This is a genomic window from Pseudomonas sp. GW821-FHT02H06, assembly GCF_059421525.1.
The window spans coordinates 175,056-197,777 of sequence record NZ_JBWKVD010000001.1 but is presented as its reverse complement, the minus strand read 5'-3'; the positions used below and the strand labels follow the sequence as shown (position 1 = coordinate 197,777).

20 protein-coding genes are annotated in these 22,722 nt (G+C 61.5%); 12 read left to right on the top strand and 8 right to left on the bottom strand.

Annotated elements, in window-relative coordinates; translation table 11 throughout:
- Complete coding sequence (locus tag AC07VF_RS00950) at positions 1 to 789, top strand: HNH endonuclease (protein ID WP_495008831.1); 789 nt, start codon at positions 1 to 3, stop codon at positions 787 to 789.
- Between the two features lie 817 nt (positions 790 to 1,606).
- Here AC07VF_RS00950 and AC07VF_RS00945 read toward each other — a convergent pair.
- From AC07VF_RS00945 to AC07VF_RS00930, 4 genes are all read right to left on the bottom strand, one after another.
- Positions 1,607 to 2,011: an META domain-containing protein gene (locus tag AC07VF_RS00945; RefSeq protein ID WP_495008832.1), complete on the bottom strand. Its 405-nt coding sequence runs from the start codon at positions 2,009 to 2,011 to the stop codon at positions 1,607 to 1,609.
- Entirely contained in the window at positions 2,008 to 2,445 is a 438-nt protein-coding gene (locus AC07VF_RS00940; RefSeq protein ID WP_065992852.1) for a hypothetical protein, read from the bottom strand. Before AC07VF_RS00940 ends, AC07VF_RS00945 begins: the two co-directional genes overlap by 4 nt.
- Positions 2,446 to 2,530: 85 nt before the next feature.
- A complete protein-coding gene (locus AC07VF_RS00935) occupies positions 2,531 to 3,517 on the bottom strand; it encodes a 2-hydroxyacid dehydrogenase (protein ID WP_495008833.1) in 987 nt (328 codons plus the stop codon).
- 179 nt (positions 3,518 to 3,696) lie between these two features.
- The gene (locus AC07VF_RS00930; protein ID WP_192172955.1) at positions 3,697 to 6,450 is read right to left on the bottom strand and encodes a response regulator; all 2,754 of its coding nucleotides are present in this window, start codon (positions 6,448 to 6,450) and stop codon (positions 3,697 to 3,699) included.
- 442 nt (positions 6,451 to 6,892) lie between these two features.
- Here AC07VF_RS00930 and AC07VF_RS00925 point away from each other — a divergent pair, with 442 nt between their 5' ends.
- From AC07VF_RS00925 to AC07VF_RS00895, 7 genes are all read left to right on the top strand, one after another.
- Complete coding sequence (locus tag AC07VF_RS00925) at positions 6,893 to 7,639, top strand: response regulator transcription factor (protein ID WP_495008834.1); 747 nt, start codon at positions 6,893 to 6,895, stop codon at positions 7,637 to 7,639.
- Between the two features lie 8 nt (positions 7,640 to 7,647).
- Positions 7,648 to 9,024 (top strand): sensor histidine kinase, encoded by a 1,377-nt coding sequence (locus tag AC07VF_RS00920; protein WP_495008835.1) that lies wholly within the window; start codon positions 7,648 to 7,650, stop codon positions 9,022 to 9,024.
- Positions 9,025 to 9,251: 227 nt separating this feature from the next.
- Positions 9,252 to 10,154: a cysteine synthase CysM gene (gene cysM, locus AC07VF_RS00915; RefSeq protein ID WP_495008836.1), complete on the top strand. Its 903-nt coding sequence runs from the start codon at positions 9,252 to 9,254 to the stop codon at positions 10,152 to 10,154.
- The gene (gene rlmD, locus AC07VF_RS00910; RefSeq protein WP_495008837.1) at positions 10,154 to 11,509 is read left to right on the top strand and encodes a 23S rRNA (uracil(1939)-C(5))-methyltransferase RlmD; all 1,356 of its coding nucleotides are present in this window, start codon (positions 10,154 to 10,156) and stop codon (positions 11,507 to 11,509) included. The genes cysM and rlmD overlap by 1 nt, the downstream gene beginning before the upstream one ends.
- Before the next feature lie 156 nt (positions 11,510 to 11,665).
- A complete protein-coding gene (gene relA, locus AC07VF_RS00905; protein ID WP_192172862.1) occupies positions 11,666 to 13,909 on the top strand; it encodes a GTP diphosphokinase in 2,244 nt (747 codons plus the stop codon).
- Positions 13,910 to 14,101: 192 nt separating this feature from the next.
- Positions 14,102 to 14,935: a nucleoside triphosphate pyrophosphohydrolase gene (gene mazG, locus AC07VF_RS00900; protein ID WP_192172861.1), complete on the top strand. Its 834-nt coding sequence runs from the start codon at positions 14,102 to 14,104 to the stop codon at positions 14,933 to 14,935.
- Between the two features lie 26 nt (positions 14,936 to 14,961).
- Positions 14,962 to 15,504, top strand: a complete 543-nt coding sequence (locus AC07VF_RS00895; protein WP_074890960.1) for a DUF2058 domain-containing protein — start codon at positions 14,962 to 14,964, stop codon at positions 15,502 to 15,504.
- Positions 15,505 to 15,577: 73 nt separating this feature from the next.
- On the opposite strand, the gene AC07VF_RS00890 is transcribed toward AC07VF_RS00895, so the two are convergent.
- From AC07VF_RS00890 to purM, 4 genes are all read right to left on the bottom strand, one after another.
- A complete protein-coding gene (locus AC07VF_RS00890) occupies positions 15,578 to 15,766 on the bottom strand; it encodes a hypothetical protein (RefSeq protein ID WP_122535701.1) in 189 nt (62 codons plus the stop codon).
- Positions 15,767 to 16,048: 282 nt separating this feature from the next.
- On the bottom strand, positions 16,049 to 16,765 hold the full coding sequence (locus tag AC07VF_RS00885) for a DUF3108 domain-containing protein (RefSeq protein WP_192172860.1): 717 nt from the start codon (positions 16,763 to 16,765) through the stop codon (positions 16,049 to 16,051).
- An 8-nt stretch (positions 16,766 to 16,773) separates the two neighbouring features.
- Entirely contained in the window at positions 16,774 to 17,424 is a 651-nt protein-coding gene (purN, locus tag AC07VF_RS00880) for a phosphoribosylglycinamide formyltransferase (RefSeq protein WP_192172954.1), read from the bottom strand.
- A gap of 8 nt (positions 17,425 to 17,432) precedes the next feature.
- The gene (gene purM / locus AC07VF_RS00875) at positions 17,433 to 18,491 is read right to left on the bottom strand and encodes a phosphoribosylformylglycinamidine cyclo-ligase (protein ID WP_192172859.1); all 1,059 of its coding nucleotides are present in this window, start codon (positions 18,489 to 18,491) and stop codon (positions 17,433 to 17,435) included.
- A 331-nt stretch (positions 18,492 to 18,822) separates the two neighbouring features.
- Between purM and AC07VF_RS00870 the strand changes: the two genes are divergently transcribed.
- From AC07VF_RS00870 to AC07VF_RS00855, 4 genes are all read left to right on the top strand, one after another.
- On the top strand, positions 18,823 to 19,884 hold the full coding sequence (locus AC07VF_RS00870; protein ID WP_192172953.1) for a DUF2066 domain-containing protein: 1,062 nt from the start codon (positions 18,823 to 18,825) through the stop codon (positions 19,882 to 19,884).
- A 54-nt stretch (positions 19,885 to 19,938) separates the two neighbouring features.
- A complete protein-coding gene (locus AC07VF_RS00865) occupies positions 19,939 to 21,012 on the top strand; it encodes an AI-2E family transporter (RefSeq protein WP_192172858.1) in 1,074 nt (357 codons plus the stop codon).
- A gap of 216 nt (positions 21,013 to 21,228) precedes the next feature.
- Positions 21,229 to 21,933: a DnaA regulatory inactivator Hda gene (gene hda / locus AC07VF_RS00860; protein WP_074890952.1), complete on the top strand. Its 705-nt coding sequence runs from the start codon at positions 21,229 to 21,231 to the stop codon at positions 21,931 to 21,933.
- 8 nt (positions 21,934 to 21,941) lie between these two features.
- Complete coding sequence (locus AC07VF_RS00855) at positions 21,942 to 22,715, top strand: NAD-dependent deacylase (RefSeq protein ID WP_192172857.1); 774 nt, start codon at positions 21,942 to 21,944, stop codon at positions 22,713 to 22,715.
- Positions 22,716 to 22,722 lie beyond the last annotated feature (7 nt).

The following is a 22,722-nucleotide window of genomic DNA, read 5'->3' as shown; positions in this document are numbered from 1 at the left end:
ATGTTGAAATGTATCTGTGAAGATTTGGAAAATACCTCGCTGCGAAGCCTTTCCGATTTGCAGAGTCAGGTAGATTCGTTGAGTTCGCATGCCGAGAAATATAAAAAAGCAACGTTGTTATTTACGAATAAGAGCAGTAAGGCGTTCAGGGACGTAAAAGCAAAGTTGGCTAAGGCAGCGCCACCAGGGGATGCCTGCGTGTACTGTGAACGGGATCGCTATAGGGATATCGACCACATTAGACCCAAACGGCACTATCCGGAAGAGGCATTCAGCTGGCTAAACTATATTTATGCCTGTGTGATTTGCAATCAGGATGAGAAGAAAGACACGTATGCTGTATTTGATGCCAATGATGAAGTTGTTAAATTTGATCGCACCTATCCGATGGATACTCCGGTACCGCTTGGAGATCATGTACTGATTGATCCGAGAGTGGACGATCCGCTTCTATTGTTAAGGTTGGAATTAGCTACCGGAAGGTTCGTAGCGGTGGGGTCTGATCGGCAGAAAAAGCGTGGCGATTTTACTGTAGAATTGTTTGATTTGAATAATTCGGGCCTCGCTAGGTTGAGGCAGCAGGCGTACAACAGCTTTGTAGATTACTTGACTCGATACTCCGCTCGGCTGGCTGCTAATGATATACCGGGCAGTGAGCGGCTAATAGCTGAGCTTCTTGAACTTCCACATCCAACGGTGTTAGTTGAAATGCGTCGGCAGATCAGTGACTTTCCAGTACTGTCCGCGCTTTTTTCAGGCGTCCCCGCCAGTATAGGCGCAAGGAAATAGCCTAAAGTTCTCAACAAGGTGGTTAAAGCGAGAAGCCTCAAAGGTCTTGAAGAAATGTGCTGACGCGGAGGTCAGGCAAACGGGTAAGCGACGGTCGGGATGGTGCACTTCTGCATAAGAGTAGATGAGCATTAGCGAGAATGTAGTGCGCCAACCCGCTTCGGAGCAGCCCCACCCCAAAACAAGTTAGGCTTCTGTCCGTGTCGCGGTACAGGAAACGCAAGTAGATGGGGCTCAAGTGATATTCGGGATATTACTTACGAGGCACGCTCTGAATAATGGGGTGGCAGGATTCGGCCAGAGCTTGATGTTTCAACTGCCTAGCTCTTGGCTGATCGCTGACTCTGACGATCGGCAGTAATTTAGCCATCGTTGCCGGTTATCGGGACATGTACTTCTTATAAGATTCATAAAGCATTGATGACGGCATGCATAGCTGAGCACCTTTCCACACACTTACCACTGTCTTTCGGCCTCAAAAACGCATGGGTCATTTGTTCAGCGTTCGCTTCTGGCGCGAAAGTAGACACCAAAGAGCGCCAGTTTTGGAGACTGGAACCGCATACCGAGGCCTAGCTCTCCTTTCTGTGCTAAACCTTTAACTGACATCACGGCCAGCATTAGTTAGGACTTGGGGGGGCGCTCCTAGTACCGCGCAAATTAGCTTAGAGAGGTTTAATTCGCATGCCACAACTTTAGTTCTCTAACACAAGAAGCCGTTAAATGAACGTGTCCGACGTAGCCGATGTCACGCTGCTTCGCACCAGACGCCGCCACGAGGCACGCTCCTGTAGCTATTAACCGGAAGCAGCCAGCCTCAGTCCTCCTCCAGCCAGAACCGCAACGGTTTGCCCTGGGCAGGCCACAACCGCAGTTGCTCGATGGGCGACACATCCCACCGCTGCACTTTACCCATCGCTTCAAGGAACCGGTGTTCCTGTTCCATCAGCGCAGGCGCGCACAGTTTGCGGGTGCTGCCGACCGGGCCGAAGGTAATCGTATTGCCCTGCAACTGGTACGACGCGAACCAGTGGTTGCAGCCGGCGTTGCCGTAGGCGCGGCCGTCGTTCCCCAGGGTCATGGTCAGGTGACTGTTGTCGATCAACGGACGTTCACCGATCCATTCCAGCACGTAACCGTGGTCCTGCTTAAGGGCAGGGGGTTTGGTGGCGCATCCTGCCAGCAGCGTGGCCGCCAGCAGTGTCAGCAAAAGCGGTTTCATGCGGCTTTCTTCGCGCAGGCAGGGCAGAGGTGGTTTTCGCCGACGACCTTCCAGCCCAGTTCCTCGATGCGCGCTGTGGCGGCGGGTTTGAGGGCTTTTTTGCCGTCCTTGCCGTCGACCATGAACTCGATGTCGCGCTCTTTGCCGCAGTCGTTGCAGTTCACTTTCCACTGATGGATCGCCAACTCGGTGAACGCCGGGCCATTGGCAACGGCCACCCACTGACCGGTCGGGTTGATCAGGTGGCGGACTTTTTCCACGTTCAAGCGCATGAACAGCTCTTTGCTGCCTTTGACGGTGACCAGCAGCACGTCGTCGGGCTTGATCGAGCCGCCGTTGCCGGTGACCTGGTAGCGACCGACGGCCAGGCTGCGGCATTCGATCAGGGTGTGTTGCGGGGTGAGCATGCTGTAACGGAAATCGTGTTCGGCCATGGGGGTCTCCAAATAGGCGCGCATGCTAACACTTTAGAGTGGGGATTCTCGCTGCCGACCGGCCCGGGATCGGCAGAGAACGCGCTCACTGCACCAGATTCTGCGGGCTGCCCGCCGCCCAACCGGTGATGTTATCCAGCGTAGTCTGGGCGATGGCGCCGAGGGCTTCTTTGGTCAGAAACGCCTGATGGGCGGTGATCACCACATTGGGGAACGTCAGCAGGCGCGCCAGCACATCGTCCTGCAGCGGCAGGTCCGAGCGGTCTTCGAAAAACAGCTGCGCTTCCTCTTCGTAGACGTCCAGCCCGAGGTAACCCAGCTGACCGCTTTTGAGCGCGTCGATCAGCGCCGGCGTATTCACCAGCGCGCCGCGCCCGGTATTGATCAGCATCGCGCCGTGCTGCATGCGCGACAGCGAATCCGGGTTGATCAGGTGCCAGGTGTGCTCGTTGAGCGGGCAGTGCAGGCTGATGATCTGCGCTTCGGCGAGCAATTCGTCGAGGGGCAGATAGCGGGCGCCCAGTGCTTCGACCAGCGGGTTCGGGTACGGATCGTAGGCCAGCAGTTGGCAGCCGAAGCCGGCCATGATCCGTGCGAACGTCGCCCCGATCTGCCCGGTGCCGACCACGCCGACGGTCTTGCCCACCAGATCGAACCCGGTCAGGCCGTGCAGGCTGAAATCGCCGTCGCGGGTGCGGTTGTAAGCACGGTGCAGATGGCGGTTCAACGAGAGGATCAACGCCACCGCATGCTCGGCCACGGCATGGGGCGAGTAGGCCGGAACCCGCACGACGCTCAGGCCGAGGCGCTTGGCGACGGCGAGGTCGACGTGATTGAAGCCGGCCGAGCGCAGGGCGATCAGCTTGGTGCCGCCTGCGGCCAGTTGCTCAAGAACCGGCCCGCTCAGGTCGTCATTGATGAAGGCGCAGACCACCTCGTATTGATCGGCCAGCGCCACCGTGTCCAGGGTCAACCGCGCGGGCTGGAAATGCAGTTCGATGTCCGGCGCGATCTGCGCGCCGAGAAAGCTCTCGCGGTCGTAAGTCTGGCTGCTGTAAACAAGCGTGCGCATGGTTGTTCCTTTACAGATGGGCCTGCAATGTCGCGTCGAACGTGAGATTTAGGCACCCCGCATATCCACTGTAGGAGTGAGCTTGCTCGCGAAGGCGTTCTGTCAGTGCCCTCATTTGACCTGACCCACCCCGAACCCTGCAGCCTATCCATCACAGAACAAAAAACCAGTGACCCAGATCAAGCACTCACACGGGCCTCGGTTTCCAGGCGGTTGATCGCCTTCTCCAATTCATCCAGTGCCTTGTCGCTGTCCGCCGATTCCTGCTTCAACAGGGTCTCGCTGCGTTGACAGGCCGCGCGCAATTGCGGGACGCCGCAGTAACGGGTCGCGCCGTGAAGGCGGTGGACGCGTTCGATCAGTGCGACGTTGTCCCTGGCCTCGCGGGCAGTGAGGATGGCTTCGCGGTCGGTGGCGAGGGAGGCCAGCAGCATCGCCAGCATGTCCGCCGCCAGGTCGGCTTTCCCCGCCGCCAGCCGCAGCCCTTCCTCGTGATCGAGCACCTGCAAATTGATACCGCCCTGGGCGATTTCGACGTGCCGCTCCGGCGCCTGATTGCGCAGCGCCAGCCCGGTCCACTTCAGCACCACCTGCGCCAGTTGACGTTCGCTGATCGGCTTGGTCAGGTAGTCGTCCATGCCGCTCTGCAACAGCGCGCGCTTTTCGTTGGCCATGGCGTGGGCGGTGAGGGCGACGATCGGCAGCGACGAGGCCTGACGTTCGCTCTCCCAGCTGCGAATTTCTTCGGTGGCCTGACGCCCGTCCATGCCCGGCATCTGCACGTCCATCAGCACCAGATCGAAAGGCTCATCCTGCACCGCTTGCACCGCCGCATAACCACTGTCGACGGCCTTGACTCTGGCGCCCATGTCTTCGAGCAAGGTCTGCACCAGCAACAGGTTCGCCGGGTTGTCGTCCACACAGAGAATGCGCGGCGGCCGGCTCGACAGCGGCTCCGGTACCTCGTTGCGCAACTGCTTGGGCTGGATCAGCTCCGACAGCGCGCGGCGCAATTTGCGCGTGCACGCCGGCTTGGCCTGCAACTGGTTGTAGGCGTCGGGCACGGAAAACTGATACAGCGCCTGTTCGGTGGTGGGGCACAGCACCAGCACTTTGCAGTTGAGGTTTTCCAGGTCCCAGATCTGCTGGCGCAGACGCTCGGGCGGCAGCTCGTGGGCAGTCACGCCGAGCACGGCCATGTCGATGGCGTGGGGCGTCTGGTGCACCACGGTCACGCCATTGATGAGGTTTTCCAGATTGTTGAAGACCATCGGCTGCAGGCCGCAGTCTTCCAGTTGATGCTCAAGGGCCTGGCGTGACAGGTCGTGATGCTCCAGCACCGCCACGCGCCGGCCCAGCAGCGGCGGGGCGGGCAGGTCTTCGAGGTCGTCGCGGGTTTTCGGCAGCGTCAGGCTGATCCAGAATTCCGAACCTTCGCCGGGTGTGCTCTCGACGCCGATCTCGCCGCCCATCTGCTCCACTAGCCGCTTGGAAATCACCAGCCCCAATCCGGTGCCGCCGGAGTGCCGCGACAGCGAATTGTCCGCCTGACTGAACGCCTGAAACAGTGCGCGCACGTCCTGGCTGGAAAGACCAATGCCGGTGTCCTGCACGCTGATGCGCAACTGCACGGTGGTGTCGTGTTCCTCCTCCAGCATCGCCCGCGCCACGATGGTGCCCTCGCGGGTGAACTTGATGGCGTTGCTGACTAGGTTGGTCAGGATCTGCCGCAGCCGCAGCGGATCGCCCACCAGCGACAGCGGCGTGTCGCGATAAACCAGACTCACCAGCTCCAGCTGTTTGGCGTGGGCGGCGGGGGCGAGGATGGTCAGGGTGTCCTGCAACAGGTCGCGCAGGTTGAACGGAATCGCGTCGAGGACCAGCTTGCCGGCCTCAATCTTCGAGAAATCCAGAATCTCGTTGATGATACTCAGCAAGTTGTCGGCGGATTTTTCGATGGTGCCCAGGTAATCGTACTGGCGCGGCGTCAGTTCGCTTTTCTGCAACAGGTGGGTGAAACCGAGAATGCCGTTGAGCGGCGTGCGGATTTCATGGCTCATGTTCGCCAGAAACTCGGACTTGATCCGGCTGGCTTCCAGGGCTTCCTTGCGCGCCAGGTCCAGCTCGATGTTCTGGATCTCGATGGTTTCCAGGTTCTGGCGTACGTCCTCGGTGGCCTGCTCGATGCTGTGCTGCAATTCTTCCTGGGCGTTCTGCAACGTCGCCGCCATGCGATTGATGCCCGAACCGAGTTCGTCCAGCTCGTAACTGCCCATGGGCGGCAATCGCGCTTCCAGATTGCCATCCTTCAGTTGAGCGACGACGTGTTTGATCTGAGTGATCGGGCCGTTGATGGTGCGGCTCATGCGCAGGGAGAGCATGGCGGTCAGGCCGAGGCCGATGACAATCAGGATCAGGCTGGCAAACAGGCTGCGATAACCGCGCAGCAGGGTGCCGTTGTGGGACAGTTCCAGCTCGACCCAGCCCAGCAGACGGTCGGCTTCGGCGGGAACGACATCGCCGGTCAGATGACGGCTGCGCCCGAACACCGGCATCAGGTAGCGGGTGGCATCATTTTCCGAGCGCTGCAGCATGTGCGTGCTGTTACCGATGGGGGCCTGGTTGATCATGCTCGGGCCGGCATGGGCCAGCATCGCGCGGTCGGCGTCAAGGAACGACACCGCGCGCACGTCGGCCTGTTCCAGCACCTGCCCGGCGATGCGTTCGAGCATGGCCTGATCGCCGCTGGCCAGCGCGCCGGCGGACAGCGGCGCCAGCTCGTTGGCAATCATTTCGCCACGCTTGAGCAACTGGGTCTGCAACTCGGTCAGTTGCATCCAGGTGAAATAACCCCCCAACAACGCCGCCATCAGGCAGGCCGGGAGCAGGGTCAGCAGCATGACGCGGCCTTTGATGCCCACTTTTCTCAGCACACTTCTTCTCCACCAACCCGGCACGAATTCAGGCAATTGCTGCGTCAATGCAGCGTGTGACGCGCAATCACTGCGCAGTGTAGTCATTTGTGCCTCGTGCACACAGTGGGACTGGCGCGCGCACACCTGATGGATTTGGACACTCCCCTTGTAGGACCGGCTTTAGCCGGGAAAGCGGCAGTCATCACACCGCAGATTGATGGCGCCCAAACCGGCCTCTTCCCGGCTAAAGCCAGTCTCACTATAAAAATGCGTATCTCTAGTGGGACCGGCTTTAGCCGGGAAGGCGTCAAGTGTTACGCCGCAGAATTGATGGCGCCCACACTGGCCTCTTCCCGGCTGAAGCCGGTCCTACTAAAGAACGCATAGCCGGCAGGCCAGCATTGCCCCGTCGCGCGCAATCTTGAATAATCCTCTTCTTGAGAATCAGTCGCAGACGCCAATGACTCCCGCCAGCATCCACCGCCCCCACATACTCGCCATCGAGGACGATGTCGTGCTCGGCGCTTTTGTCCACGATCAGCTCGATCGCTGCGGGTTTCAGGTGACCTGGTGCCAGAACGGCGCCGAAGGACTGGCCTGCGCGCAACGTGAACCCTTTGATGTGGTGCTGATGGACATCCTGCTGCCGGGCATGAACGGCCTCGACATCCTCACCCATTTGCGCCGCCACCACACCGTGCCGATCATCCTCATGTCCGCCCTCGGCGCCGAGGCCGACCGCATCACCGGCTTCCAGAACGGCGCCGACGATTACCTGCCCAAACCCTTCAGCGTCGATGAGTTGCGCGTGCGCATCGAAGCGATCCTGCGCCGGATCGAGCTGGAAAGACGCTTCCATGCCCTGACCGCCCACGAGCCCGATGCCGGCGTGGAGAAACCTGAAGAGGACGGCCTGACCTTCGACGACGGGCGCTGCGATGTCTTCTTCGCCGGTAGCCCCGCGCAATTGACGGGCAGCGAGTACCGCCTGCTCGATACCCTTTGGCGCAATCAGGAAGACGTCCTCAGCAAGGCCTTCCTCTATCAGCACGTCCTGCAGCGCGGCTATTCCCAGCACGACCGCAGCCTGGACATGCACATCAGCCAGATTCGCCGCAAGCTCAAGGCTGTCGGCTATCAGGCGCGGCAGCTGCGCACGGTCTGGGGCAAAGGCTACGTGCTGACGGCGGCGGTGCAGGATGCCTGAGGTGTCGAATGGTTGAGCCGCGCAAACGGATGCCTGGCCGGCATTCGCTGTTCTGGAAACTCGCGGTTCTGCTGGTCGGCTTCTGCCTGCTGATGATCTGGCTCAGCTGGTATTGGGGCCGATACATCGAGACCCGCAACGCCTATCTGAATGCCGAAGCCCATCAGGTACTGAACGACTATGCGGCGCAGGCCGAAAGGGCGTGGAACAGCGGCGGTCAGCCCGGCATCGACGAATGGCTGAAACAGGTCCGTCTGCAGGAAACCGGCTGGGTCGGGGTCATCGGCGGCGACTTGCAGTCTCTTGGCAGCACGCCGCTGACCCGCGATCAGTCGCAACGGCTGACGTTCATGCGCGGCATCGACTGGCCGATGAGCACGCGGCAGAAGACCGTGCCCTGGCTGAAGATCGCGTTTCCCGGCAACCCGGACGCGGGCAGTCTGGTGATCGAACTGCCCGAGCGCTTCAAACCGGGCCGTTACGCGTGGGTCGGGCAAATCCTGACCAATGTGCTGATTCCCGCGCTGTTTACCTTGCTGCTGTGCGTTGGGCTGTATCGCCTGCTGATTCGTCCGCTGAACCAACTGCGCGAACAGGCCAACGCGTGGCGCGCCGACCGATTGTCGAGCCGACTGTCGCCGCAAATGACCGAGCGACGCGACGAGCTGGGCGAGCTGAACCGCGCCTTTGATCACATGGCCGCGCGCCTGCACTCGACGGTGCAGGTTCAACAGCAGTTGTTGCGTGACCTCTCCCACGAACTGCGCACGCCCCTCAGTCGCCTGCGCGTGGCCTGCGACAGCGAGCAAACCTTGCCCGAATTGCGCGAGCGCCTTAGCCGGGAAGTGGACGGCATGCGCCGCCTGGTCGACGACACCCTACAACTGGCCTGGCTCGACACCGAGCGCGAAAAACTTCCCGGCGAAGACATTCAGGTCGTGGCGCTGTGGGAGATGCTGGTGGACGACGCCTGTTTCGAAACCTGCTGGCCGTCCCGTCAGTTGCGCTGCGATCTGGACAGCGAGTGCTGGGTCAGTGGACATCTCAACACCCTGGCCCAGGCGCTGGAAAACATTCTGCGCAACGCCATCCGCCATTCTCCGCCCGAGGGCATCGTGCGCCTCGACGGTCGCCGCGAAGGGGATGACTGGCTGTTGTGGCTGGAAGATCAGGGCGGAGGGATCGACGAGGGCGATCTCGAGCGGATCTTCGCGCCGTTCATCCGCCTGGACGGCGCTCGCCCAGGTGACGGTGGGTTCGGGCTGGGGCTGAGCATCGCGCGCAATTCGCTGCGCCTGCAGGGCGGGGATTTGTGGGCCGAAAACACGGGGCAGGGCTTGAGGATGATCATGCGTTTGCCGGCCCGAGGGACGCGACCTTTTTAGGAAGCGCCTCGAGGTCCAGGCGCCGCTGTATCGGGCGAATAACGCAGTCCCACAGGTTTTGCAGCGGCAGGGCGATGGCGTGTTATCCCGGATATCTCCGGTTCGCCTGTGCAGAAATCCTCTGCCTTATTCCATTCAGCGATAACCCCCTCACTTTGCGTGATATGGGCTGGCAACGATTGCCGGTATGATAGGCGACCCCCGCACGTCTGGATCGCGAAAACGCCATGACCCTGCAGTATCCAACCATCGCCGATTGCGTCGGCAACACCCCGCTGGTGCGTCTGCAACGCATGGCCGGGAACACCAGCAACACGTTGCTGCTCAAGCTCGAAGGCAATAACCCGGCCGGTTCCGTGAAGGACCGCCCGGCGCTGTCGATGATTACCCGTGCCGAATTGCGCGGGCAGATCCACCCCGGCGATACCCTGATCGAAGCCACCTCCGGCAACACCGGCATCGCCCTGGCCATGGCCGCGGCGATCAAGGGCTATCGCATGATTCTGATCATGCCCGACAACTCCAGCGCCGAGCGCAAGGCTGCCATGACTGCCTATGGCGCCGAACTGATTCTGGTCAGCAAGGAAGAGGGCATGGAAGGCGCCCGTGATCTGGCCGAGCGCATGCAGGCGGAAGGTCGCGGCAAGGTACTCGACCAGTTCGCCAATGGCGACAACCCGCAGGCGCATTACGTCGGCACCGGCCCGGAAATCTGGCAGCAGACCGGCGGCACCGTCACCCATTTCGTCAGCTCCATGGGCACCACCGGCACCATCATGGGCACCTCGCGTTTCCTCAAGGAACAGAACCCGAACATCCAGATCGTCGGCCTCCAGCCTATGGACGGCGCGTCGATTCCGGGCATTCGCCGCTGGCCAACCGAATACCTGCCGAGCATTTATCAGGCCGACCGTGTCGACCGGATCATGGATATGGGCCAGGCCGAAGCCGAGAACGTCATGCGTCGTCTGGCGCGGGAAGAAGGTATTTTCTGTGGCGTGTCGTCGGGCGGTTCCGTGGCCGGCATGCTACGTCTCTCCCAGGAAGTCGAGAACGCGGTGATGGTCGCGATTATTTGTGACCGCGGCGACCGTTACCTGTCGACCGGCGTCTACGATGCGCCCAACTGATGGCCAAGCGTGATGCAGGCCTGCGTTTCCAGCCCAGCGGCGGCACCCGGACCACGCAGGTTCCTACCGGTAAAAAACAACGCCTGAACATCGAGCGCCTGGCCAACGACGGTCGCGGCATCGGTTTCGTCGAAGGTCGCACCTGGTTTGTCATGGGCAGTCTGGCCGGCGAAGAGGTCGAGGCCCGCGTGCTTAATGCCCACGGCAAAGTCGTCGAAGCCCGCACTGAGCGGGTGTTCCAGGCCAGCCCGATACGGCGCCCCGCAGCGTGCCCGCATTTCGGCCGTTGCGGTGGTTGCAGCACCCAGCACATGCCCCACGCCGAACAGCTCGCCCTGAAACAGAGCATGCTCGCCGAGCAATTGAGCCGCATCGCCGGGGTCGAGCCGGAGCAATGGGCCGCGCCGCTGACCGGCGAGGAATATGCCTACCGTCGTCGCGCCCGCGTCGCCGTGCGCTGGGACGTCCGCGCCAAACGCCTGGACGTCGGATTCCGCGCCGCGGCGAGTCAGGACATCATCGCCATCGAACAATGCCCGGTGCTGGTACAGGCCTTGCAACCGATCATGACGTCGCTGGCGCCCATGCTTCGCAGCCTGAGCAAACCTCAAGCGCTGGGGCATGTCGAGCTGTTCAGCGGGTCGGCCAACGCCGTGCTGCTGCGCCACACCGCGCCGTTGCCTGAAAGCGATCTGGCCATTCTCAAAGCATTTTGCGAAACCCATGACGCGCAGCTGTGGTTGCACGGCGAAGGCGAGCCACAACCGGTCGACCCTTCGGCGCAACTGGGCTACCGCCTGGAACCGTGGAATCTGTCCCTGGCCTATCGCCCCGGCGACTTCGTGCAGGTCAACGCTCAGGTCAATACCGCGATGATCGAACAGGCCCTGGACTGGCTCGCGCCCGGCAAGGACGAACGAGTGCTGGACTTGTTCTGCGGGCTTGGTAACTTCGCTCTACCGCTGGCGCAAATGACGCGCGACGTGGTGGCCGTGGAGGGCGTCGACGCCATGGTTCAGCGGGCGACGGCCAATGCCGCCAGCAACGGTTTGAACAACGTGAAGTTTTATCAGGCCGATCTGTCGCAGCCACTGGACAAGGCGGCCTGGGTGGCGGAAGGTTTCGCCGCAGTGCTGCTCGATCCGCCGCGTGACGGTGCGTTCGAAGCAGTGGGCAAGCTCAAGTCACTGGGCGCTCGGCGCGTCCTTTATGTGTCGTGCAACCCGGCTACGCTGGCCCGCGACACCGTTGAATTGATCAAGCAGGGCTACCGTTTAAAACGTGCCGGAATCCTCGATATGTTCCCGCAGACAGCGCATGTCGAGGCGATGGCGTTATTTGAAGCGAGCAAGTGAGGCGGCGGCTCAGGAAACGCCGATGCCTTACACGGAGTCTCGTTTAATCCGACTGGCCCGCGCGTACGCGACCTTGCATGGCCCGCAAGGCGCACGCGCTCAAGAAGGCCGGCGACTGAAGGCGCATTTCATCGCGCCGTAGGGAAGGTAAGCAACATGGTACAGGTGAGACCCCACCAGCCGATCAACACAGACGGCAGTATCAACCTCGACGCGTGGCTGGATCACGTGGTCAGCGTCGACCTCGCGGTGGACCGACAGGCCCTCAAAGAGGCCTGTGAATTTGCCCGGCACGCCGAGCAACAGGACAACGCCGCCAAGAACCTCTGGGCGGAGGGCACGTCGAGTTTTCAGACGGGCCTGGAAATCGCTGAAATCCTGGCGGACCTCAAGCTCGATCAGGATTCACTCGTCGCCGCCGTGATTTATCGCGGCGTGCGCGAAGGCAAAATCTCGCTGCCCGACGTCAACCAGCGCTTCGGCCCCACCGTCGCCAAGCTCATCGACGGCGTGCTGCGCATGGCGGCGATCAGCGCCAGTCTCAGCCCGCGCCAGTCCCTGGTGCTCGGCACTCAGGCCCAGGTCGAAAACCTGCGCAAGATGCTGGTGGCCATGGTCGATGACGTGCGCGTCGCGCTGATCAAGCTGGCTGAACGCACCTGCGCCATCCGCGCGGTGAAGAACACCGACGATGAAAAGCGCAATCGCGTGGCCCGGGAAGTCTTCGACATCTACGCGCCGCTGGCCCACCGCCTGGGCATCGGTCATATCAAGTGGGAGCTGGAGGACCTGTCCTTCCGCTACCTGGAGCCCGAGCAGTACAAGCAGATCGCCAAGCTGCTGCACGAGCGTCGGCTCGATCGCGAGCGCTTCATCACTGACGTGATGTCGCAGCTGTCGAACGAATTGCTGGCCACCGGCGTCAAGGCCGACATCAGTGGCCGGGCCAAGCACATCTACTCGATCTGGCGAAAAATGCAGCGCAAAGGCCTGGAATTCAGCCAGATCTACGACGTTCGCGCCGTTCGCGTGCTGGTGCCGGAGATGCGTGATTGCTACACCGCCCTCGGCATCGTCCACACCCTGTGGCGGCACATTCCCAAGGAATTCGACGACTACATCGCCAACCCCAAGGAAAACGGCTATCGCTCGCTGCACACGGCGGTGATCGGCCCGGAAGGCAAGGTGCTGGAAGTGCAGATCCGCACCCACGCCATGCACGAAGAGGCCGAACTGGGCGTCTGCGCGCACTGGAAGTACAAGGGCACCGACGTCAAGTCCGGCTCCAATCACTACGAAGAGAAAATCTCCTGGCTGCGTCAGGTGCTCGAGTGGCATGAAGAGCTGGGCGACATCGGCGGGCTGGCCGAACAGCTGCGCGTCGACATCGAGCCCGACCGCGTCTACGTGTTCACCCCGGACGGCCACGCCATCGACCTGCCCAAGGGCGCGACGCCGCTGGACTTCGCCTATCGCGTGCACACCGAGATCGGCCACAACTGCCGTGGCGCCAAGATCAACGGCCGCATCGTCCCGCTCAACTACAGCCTGCAGACCGGCGAGCAGGTGGAGATCATCACCAGCAAGCACGGTACGCCGAGCCGCGACTGGCTGAACTCGAACCTGGGTTACATCACCACGTCCCGGGCGCGGGCGAAGATCGTGCACTGGTTCAAGCTGCAGGCGCGCGACCAGAACGTCGCCGCCGGCAAGGTATTGCTGGAGCGTGAACTGGCGCGTCTGGCACTGCCTCAGGTGGACTTCGACAAGCTGGCCGAGAAGGCCAACATGAAGATGGCCGAAGACATGTTCGCGGCCCTCGGTGCTGGCGACCTGCGCATTGCGCAGTTGGTCAATCTGGCCCAGCAACTGGTCGAGCCTGAACGCGGCAACGAGCAACTGGAGCTGATTCCGCGCAAGGCCACGGGTTACAAGCCGGGCAAGCGCGGGGATATTCAGATACAGGGCGTCGGCAACCTGATGACGCAGATGGCCGGCTGCTGCCAGCCGCTGCCGGGCGATGCGATCGTCGGTTACATCACCCAGGGCCGCGGCGTGAGCATTCACCGTCAGGACTGCGCCTCGGTGCTGCAACTGGGCGGGCGCGAACCCGAGCGGATCATCCAGGTCAGCTGGGGCCCAGTGCCGGTGCTCACCTACCCGGTGGACATCATCATCCGCGCCTACGACCGGTCGGGCCTGCTGCGCGACGTCTCGCAGATCCTGCTCAACGAGCGCATCAACGTGCTGGCGGTCAACACCCGCTCGAACAAGGAAGACAACACCGCGCTGATGTCGCTGACCATCGAGATCCCGGGCCTGGACGCGCTGGGCCGACTGCTGGGACGCATCTCGCAACTGCCGAACATCATCGAAACGCGGCGTAATAGAACGCCGTGATTTTACGGCGGTTGATCGTTCCCACGCTCTGCGTGGGAACGCAGTCCGTGACGCTCCGCGTCACTCGTGGGACGCAGAGCGTCCAGGCGGGCATTCCCACGCAGAGCGTGGGAACGATCAGCTTCAAGCCGTACGCGGATAACTTGAAGCTTGTGGCTTGTCGCTTACCGCTGCGAACTAAGAGAGACCCCCATGTATAGCCTCCAAGACCTGCTCACGCTCATGGCCCGCTTGCGCGATCCGCAATTCGGTTGCCCGTGGGACGTGAAGCAGAATTACGCGAGCATCGTGCCGCACACCCTTGAAGAAGCCTACGAAGTGGCCGACGCCATCGAGCGTGGCGACTTCGATGACCTGCGCGGTGAGCTCGGCGATCTGCTGTTTCAAGTGGTCTATTACTGCCAGCTGGCGCGGGAAGAAGGGCGCTTCGAGTTCGACGGCGTGGTCGACGGCATCACCCGTAAACTGATTCGCCGGCATCCCCACGTGTTCCCGACCGGCGATCTGTACGCGCCGCTGGAAACCCCGCGCCTCAGCGAAGAGCAGGTCAAGCATCGCTGGGAACAGATCAAGGCCGAGGAGCGTGCCGAAAAGGCCAGTGCCCCGGAGCAGCTTTCCCTGCTCGACGACGTGCCGGGTGTACTCCCGGCATTGTCGCGGGCAGCGAAGTTGCAGAAGCGCGCCGCCCAGGTCGGGTTCGATTGGCCGGACGCATTGCCGGTGGTCGATAACGTGCGCGAGGAACTCGACGAGGTCCTCGAAGCCATGGCCGACAACGACAGCGCGGCCATCACCGAAGAAGTCGGCGATCTGCTGTTTGCCGCCGTCAATCTGGCCCGGCACCTCAAGGTCGATCCGGAAAATGCCCTGCGCGCCGCCAACGCCAAATTCGAGCGGCGCTTTAGATTTATCGAACAGGCCTTGCGCGACACCCGGCGCCCCATCGAAGATTGCAGCCTCGAAGAGATGGATGCGCTCTGGGGCGAAGCCAAGCGCCAGGAAAAGATCACGCCCAACTGCGGTTGAGTTGACTATTTAGAGAGAGAAGACAGATGGCGGGTATTTCCCTTCGTGACCAGTTGCTGAAAGCCGGCCTGGTCAATGAAAAACAGGCGAAGCAGGCCAGCAAGAGCAAGCAGAAGGAACAGCGTCTGGTGCACAAGGGCCAAGCAGTGGCGGACGACACCAGCCAGCGCGCGGCCCAGGAAGCGATGGCCGAGAAAGCCAAACGCGACCAGGAGTTGAATCGTCAGCAGCAGGAAAAGATCGAGCAGAAAGCCCGTGCCGCCCAGGTCAAGCAGTTGATCGAAGCCACGCGCCTGCCGAAGCTGACTACCGAGGATTACTACAACTTCGTCGACGACAAGAAGGTCAAGCGCCTGTCGGTCAACGCCCTGATGCGCAGCAAGCTGAGCAGCGGCGCGCTGGCCATCGTGCACCACGGAGGCACCTACGAGGTGATACCCCGCGAAGCCGCCCTCAAGGTGCAGGAGCGCGACCCGCGTCGTATCGTCATGCTCAGCGCCCCGACCGAGGAGCCGGAGGGCGACGATCCGTACGCCGCGTACAAGATCCCGGATGATCTGATGTGGTAAGCGTCTGTCGCGCACTCCGCTAAAACAACAAAACCCGCCAACAGGCGGGTTTTGTTTTGCTGCGATTCCGAAATTACGAGTGACTGGCCTGTAGCTTGGCTTCTTGCTCGGCAAGCTCTGCTGCGTAACGCTGTGCGTCCGATTCGTGATGAAACATCCCTACCAGCTGGTCTTGTTGGCGTACATCCCAGATCTGGATGCCATCGGCGATGGTCTCGTGGGAGATATGGGCGTCGTCGCGTTCAGTAACAGTTACGGTCATAGTGCAAACTCCTGACTCTTGGATATCTGCGGCAGGACGTCGCAGGCCTTCTTTATAGTTTTTGATAGCCGGCTAAGTAAATGTGCACATCTGGCAACAGTTATTTACCGAATTCGTAACAGTGCGCTAAATGCTTGTATTCGAAGGGTGTGTGGCGTTTTGTCACACCCGGTTGAAGGCCATGAAGAATCTTTCATGTAGGCCTGACTCACCTTCCGACGCCAAAAAAAAACCCGCCATGAAGGCGGGGTTTTTCGTATGACGCTCGATGTCAGGCGTGCATCAGCTGCCTTTGACCGACTTACCGTTCACCGTGCCGTCCTGCAGCATGATGTTGTATTCCTTGCCGTCGGTTTCGACCTGTTGCAGGCGAACCAGCAGGTAGTCGTAGTCCTTGGCGAACCACATCACGGTGATGCGCTTGTTCTGCGTTGGATCACGAACGCGCTCGACCTTGATGGCGTCAACCGAGCCGACTTTGGTGTCGACCTTTTCAGTGCCCAGCACGCGGAAGTCATAGGTGTCGATTTCGTCACCGTCGACGACCTGATACGACATGCTCTTTTTGCCCGCCGCCACGTCATGCTGCAGCGCGAGCTGATAGGTGGACTTGTCGAGGATGCCGGCATTCAGCGGGATTTTCACCGCGTTGCCACGGTCCGAGCCGGTGATGAATTTGGTGGGCCAGTCGAATACCAGATCCACCGTCTTGCTCTTGCCGAGGCCGCCACGTTCGAAGTGGTAGGTCTGTGGCAGCAGTTGATCCTTGTCGACCTTGAGGGTGCTGACTTCGGTCAGGCTGGCGATCATCATCGACGCCTTGAAACTCAGGGTCCAGGTGCCGTTGGCGTTCTTCTCGAGGCTGCGGCTGGCGCTGCCACCGCTCATGGGCAGCTGTTTCCAGTCAGCGGTATAGCTGGCGGAGAAAGGTTGAAGGTCTGCCGCGTTGACTGCGGGAAGTGCGAAAAGGGCGAAAGCGAAGAGCAAAGCGCGACGCATAATATCTCCTAAGGTCGGATCAAGTGGCCGCTGGGCCCTAAGGGCTGGCCGTCCAGTGAGGCGCCATGTTCGTTGAGGGTCAAACGTCCTTCGGCGAACCAGCGAATGGCCAGGGGATAAATCAGGTGTTCCTGGGCGTGAACCCTCTGTGCCAGCGTGGCGGGCGTGTCGTGCAACTCTACAGAAACAACTGCCTGTACGACCAGAGGCCCCCCATCGAGTTCCTCCGTGACAAAGTGCACGCTGCAGCCATGCTCGGCATCGCCGGCGTCGAGCACCCGTTGATGGGTGTGCAGGCCTTTATACAGCGGAAGCAGGGACGGGTGGATGTTCAGCAGGCGCCCGTGATAGTGGCGGACGAACCCGGGCGTGAGAATGCGCATGAAGCCGGCGAGCACCACCAGCGACGGCTGAAACGAATCAATGGCCTCGATCAGCGCCCCATCGAAGGCCTCGCGACCTTCGTAGCCGGTGTGATCGAGCACCAGGGTGTCGATCCCTGCGCGGGCGGCCCGCTCGAGCCCAAACGCATCGGCGCGGTTGGAGATCACCGCGCGGATGCGGGCAGGGCTCGCGCTGTCCTGAAAGCTGTCAATCATCGCCTGCAGGTTACCGCCAGTGCCGGACAGCAGCACCACCACGTCACAGGGTTGGGGCATGTCAGGCATTAATGAGCCTTGACGTTCTTCAGCTCGACTTGCGCAGCGCCTTCGGCAGCCGTGCCGATCTGGCCGATCACCCAAGGCTGCTCGCCGGCTTCACGCAGGGCGTTCAGCGAGACTTCAACGTGTTCCTGGGCGACGCAGATGACCATGCCGACGCCGCAGTTCAGCACGCGGTGCATCTCGTGCTCATCCACGTTGCCTTTTTCCTGCAGCCAGTCGAAGACTGCCGGACGGGTCCAGCTCGCCACGTCGACGATGGCCTGTGCGCCTTCGGGCAGCACGCGCGGAATGTTGTCCAGCAGGCCGCCGCCGGTGATGTGGGCCATGGCTTTTACCGCGCCGGTGTCTTTGATCAGCTTGAGCAGTTGCTTGACGTAAATGCGGGTCGGCGCCATCAGCAGTTCGGTCAGCGGCTTGCCGTCGAGCTGGATGTTTTCGATATCGGCACCTGCCACTTCGATGATCTTGCGGATCAGCGAGTAGCCATTGGAGTGCGGACCGGAAGACGGCAGGGCGATCAGCGCGTCACCGGCGGCAACCTTGGAGCCGTCGATGATATCGGCTTTCTCCACGACGCCGACGCAGAAGCCGGCCAGGTCGTAGTCTTCGCCTTCGTACATGCCGGGCATTTCAGCGGTTTCGCCGCCGACAAGGGAGCAGCCCGCCAGCTCGCAGCCCGCGCCGATGCCAGTCACCACTTGAGCCGCGGTGTCGACGTTCAGTTTGCCGGTGGCGTAGTAGTCGAGGAAGAACAGCGGCTCAGCGCCGCAGACCACCAGATCGTTGACGCACATGGCGACCAGGTCGATGCCGATGGTGTCGTGTTTGTTCAGGTTCAGTGCCAGGCGCAGCTTGGTGCCGACACCGTCGGTGCCGCTCACCAGAACAGGCTGCTTGTAGCCGGCCGGGATTTCGCACAGAGCGCCGAAGCCCCCGAGGCCGCCCATCACTTCCGGGCGCTTGGTGCGCTTGGCGACGCTCTTGATGCGTTCGACCAGCGCTTCACCGGCGTCGATGTCAACACCGGCGTCTTTGTAGCTCAGGGAGGGTTGCTTGCTCATGATCCAGGCCTTTAGGGGGGGATTCGGGGTAACGACCGAGTGGCAACGACGCGGGGCCTTGTCATCGCCGGTCTGCGAAGGCGCGCGATTTTATCAGGGTTGGGCGCAAGCGGCCATCCTTGGGCCGACGGGCAGGACTGTCGTGAAGAAAAAATAACCCGGTTTATCCCGCCGCACCCGTTCGTCGCTGGCGGGATCCGGTGTAACGTTGGCGCCTGAGTGAGCGATTCGGGCGCGTCTGCGGTCAGAGTCGGGTCACTCGTGTTCATGCAGCTATTTATAGCGTTGCCTTTTTACCCAGCGGGAATCCTTCATGCGTCCACCTTCCTTCATGCGCCTAAAAAACTGCCTGTTCGTGGGTTGCCTCTCATTGATGAGTCTGCCGGCGTTCGCCGAGACGGTGAACAATCTCTATCAGGTGCGCGAGCCCGTCAGCGGCCAGACCCCGGACGAGAAAACCCGCGCCACCCAGGCCGCGCTGGAAACCCTGGTCATCCGCCTGACCGGCGACCCAAAGGCCGTGCAGAACGGCGGCCTCGCCGAGGTGCGCAAGGACCCTCAGCAAATCATCAGCCAGTACGGCTACGACGCCGGCCCGCCCGAAACCCTGCAGGTTGATTTCGACCCGGCGAGCACCGAACGCGTGATGCGTCAGGCGGGGCTGTCGTTGTGGGGCACCAACCGTCCGGTGATCATGGCCTGGTGGCTGAACGACGCCACTGACGGCGCCAACCTGGTCGGCGACGGCCAAGCCTCTGCCGAGCCTCTTCGCCGCGCCGCTCAGCATCGCGGTCTGCCGTTACGTCTGCCGCTGGCAGACCTTGGCGAGCAGGGCATCGGCAACGCCAAGACCCTCGACGGCAACAACGTCGGCCCGCTCAAGGAGGCTTCCGAGCGTTACGGTTCGGACGCGATTCTGGCGGTTCACGCGCAGGAAAACGGCGGCCAGTGGCAGGGCAAATGGCACCTGTGGCTGGGGGACAAGATGGAGCAGGGCAGTGCCAGCGGCGCGAGCTCGGCGGAACTGGCGGACGCGGTACTGTTGGCAGTAAGCCAGCGTCTGGCGCCGCGCTTCGTGGTCAAGCCGGGTGCCTCGACGGGCATGGTGCTGGATGTGCAGGGCATGAATCTTGAGCGTTACGCGCAGCTGTTGCGCCTGCTCGAACCGTTCGGCGGCCGCCTGAAATCAGCCGACGGTGATCGCATCGCGTTCGACGTCAGCGGCAGCCCCGATCAATTGCGTTCCCAACTGGCGCTGGCGAAACTGCAGGAAGTGCCGGCCGGTGAAATCGCCAGCGCGCCGGTCAACGCCGCGCCCGTTGCTGCGGACGGCACGCCGGTAGCACCGCAGCCGCCTGCTGTTTCGGACAGCGCATTGCACTTCCGTTGGTGAACAGGTTCATAACGACGTTGCTCGAAGCACATCATCCTGGGGAAAGAGGCAGTAATGACTGATACGCGTCGTTGGTTCTGGCTGGGCGGGGTTGTCCTGGTCTGTTTGTTCGTCTGGCTGCTGCACTCGATTCTGACGCCGTTCCTCGTGGCGCTGCTGCTGGCGTACATGGGCGATCCGCTGGCAGACCGGCTGGAAAAACTGAAGCTGTCCCGCACCATGAGTGTGGTGACCGTGTTCCTGTTGTTCACCCTGATTTTCATGGGCCTGCTGCTGGTGCTGGTGCCAATGCTGGCCAAGCAGCTTTACCGCCTGTACGAACTGGCACCGCAAATCCTCGACTGGCTGCAACACACCGCCATGCCGTGGGCGCAGGCCAAGTTGGGGCTGGCAGACGGCTTCTGGAAGTTCGACAAGGTCAAGGCGGCGATCTCGGAGCACATGGGCCAGACCGGCGACATCGTCGGCATCGTCTTGTCCCAGGCCACGACCTCGACCCTGGCGCTGATCGGCTGGCTGACCAACCTGGTGCTGATCCCGGTGGTCTGCTTCTATCTGTTGCGTGACTGGGACGTGATGATGGCGAAGGTGCGCAGCCTGCTGCCCCGTCACCGCGAGAAGAAGATCGTCGCGCTGGCGGACGAGTGCCATGAGGTATTGGGTGCGTTCATTCGCGGCCAGTTGCTGGTGATGGTCGCGCTGGGCGTGATTTACGCCGCCGGCCTGATGCTGGTCGGGCTGGAGCTGGGGCTGTTGATCGGTGTCATTGCCGGCCTGGCCGCCATCGTGCCGTACATGGGTTTCGTGATCGGCATCGGCTCGGCGATTCTGGCGGGTTTCTTCCAGTTCGGCGGCGACATGTATCCGATGCTGGGCATCGTCGCGGTGTTCATGGTCGGTCAGGCACTGGAAGGCATGGTGCTGACCCCGTTGCTGGTGGGTGACCGCATCGGTCTGCACCCGGTTGCGGTGATCTTCGCGATCCTGGCGGGCGGCGAGCTGTTCGGCTTCACCGGCATCCTGCTGGCCCTGCCGGTGGCGGCGGTGATCATGGTCCTGGTGCGCCATGTTCATGACCTGTACAAGGATTCGGACATCTACGGCGGTCTGGACGACCCGGATCTCTGATTCCCGCGAATCAGGATGCGTACCGGCGCGCGGTGCTCACCGCGCGCCTCCTTTCTCGGCGGGTTTTGCCCGTATTCCCCAGTGATACCAGTGACATACGCAAGCCTTTGATTTTGCTGGCGGTCTGCCGCATTGTGCGGCCAGCCCTGCGGGTATAGACTTTACGCACTTTTCACAGAGGCCCCTTGGCGGTTCGTCACGAACCGTTCAGCCAGCATGAAACCAGTTCAGCTGCCCCTGAGTGTGCGTCTGCGTGATGACGCCACCTTCATCAATTACTATCCAGGCGCCAATGCCGCTGCACTCGGCTATGTCGAGCGGCTGTGCGAAGCCGAGGCCGGCTGGACAGAAAGCCTCATCTATCTGTGGGGCAAGAACGGGGTAGGGCGCACGCACCTGTTGCAGGCTGCCTGCCTGCGATTCGAACAGATGGGCGAGCCGGCGGTTTATCTGCCGATGGCCGAACTGCTCGATCAAGGCATCGGCCTGTTCGATCATCTGGAGCAGTACGAACTGGTGTGCCTCGATGACCTTCAGGCGGTGGTCGGCAAGCCTGAATGGGAAGAGGCGTTGTTCCACCTGTTCAACCGGCTGCGCGACAGTGGCCGACGCTTGCTCATCGCCGCTTCATGCTCGCCCCGAGAGCTGCCGGTCAAGCTGGCGGACCTGAAATCACGGCTGACCATGGCGCTGGTGTTCCAGATGCGCCTGTTGTCCGACGAAGAAAAACTCCGCGCCCTGCAATTGCGCGCGTCCCGCCGCGGGCTGCACCTTACCGACGAAGTGGGGCATTTCATCCTCACCCGCGGCAAGCGCAGCATGAGTGCGCTGTTCGACCTGCTTGAACAGCTCGATCAAGCCTCACTGCAGGCCCAGCGCAAGCTGACCATTCCGTTCCTGAAAGAAACCCTCGGTTGGTAAGCGCGTCCGTGGTCGATCAGGCTTTGGTCCTGCAAACTGCCGCGGCCCTGCGCCATGCCACACGCATCCTGATCATCACCGGTGCTGGCCTTTCGGCGGATTCGGGTTTGCCGACCTATCGCGGTGTCGGTGGTCTGTACAACGGCGAGACCGACGACGGCCTGCCGATCGAAATGGCGTTGTCCGGCCCGATGCTGCGTCGTGATCCGGCGCTGTGCTGGAAATACATTGCACAATTGGGCAGCGCTTGCCTGGGCGGACGTCCCAATGCGGCGCACTATGCCATCGCCGAATTGCAGCGGCGCAAGCCGGAATGCTGGGTGTTGACGCAAAACGTCGACGGCTATCATCGCGCTGCGGGCAGTCCGCCAGAACGCCTGATCGAAATTCATGGCCAGTTGGCGCCGCTCTACTGTCAATCTTGTGGCGCCGAGGATCCGCTGTTGAGCGAGCGCCTCAACCGACCACTGCCACCGCTGTGCGCCCGCTGTACTGGCGTTTTGAGGCCATCGGTGGTGTTGTTTGAGGAGATGTTGCCAGAGTTGGCACTGAACGTGCTTCAGGAAGAGATGGCAAAAGGCTTTGACGCTGTGCTCAGCATCGGAACCACCGCCAGCTTCCCATACATTCATGAGCCCATGCTGCGCGCTCGGGTGACGGGAGGCTTTACTGCCGAGATAAACCCTTCGCCGACCGATCATTCCGCGCACATGGATGCGTTTCTGAGGTGTAGAGCCTTAGAAGTGATGGACGACATCGTAAGTCACATTTGTTTCGATTGAATTTGCA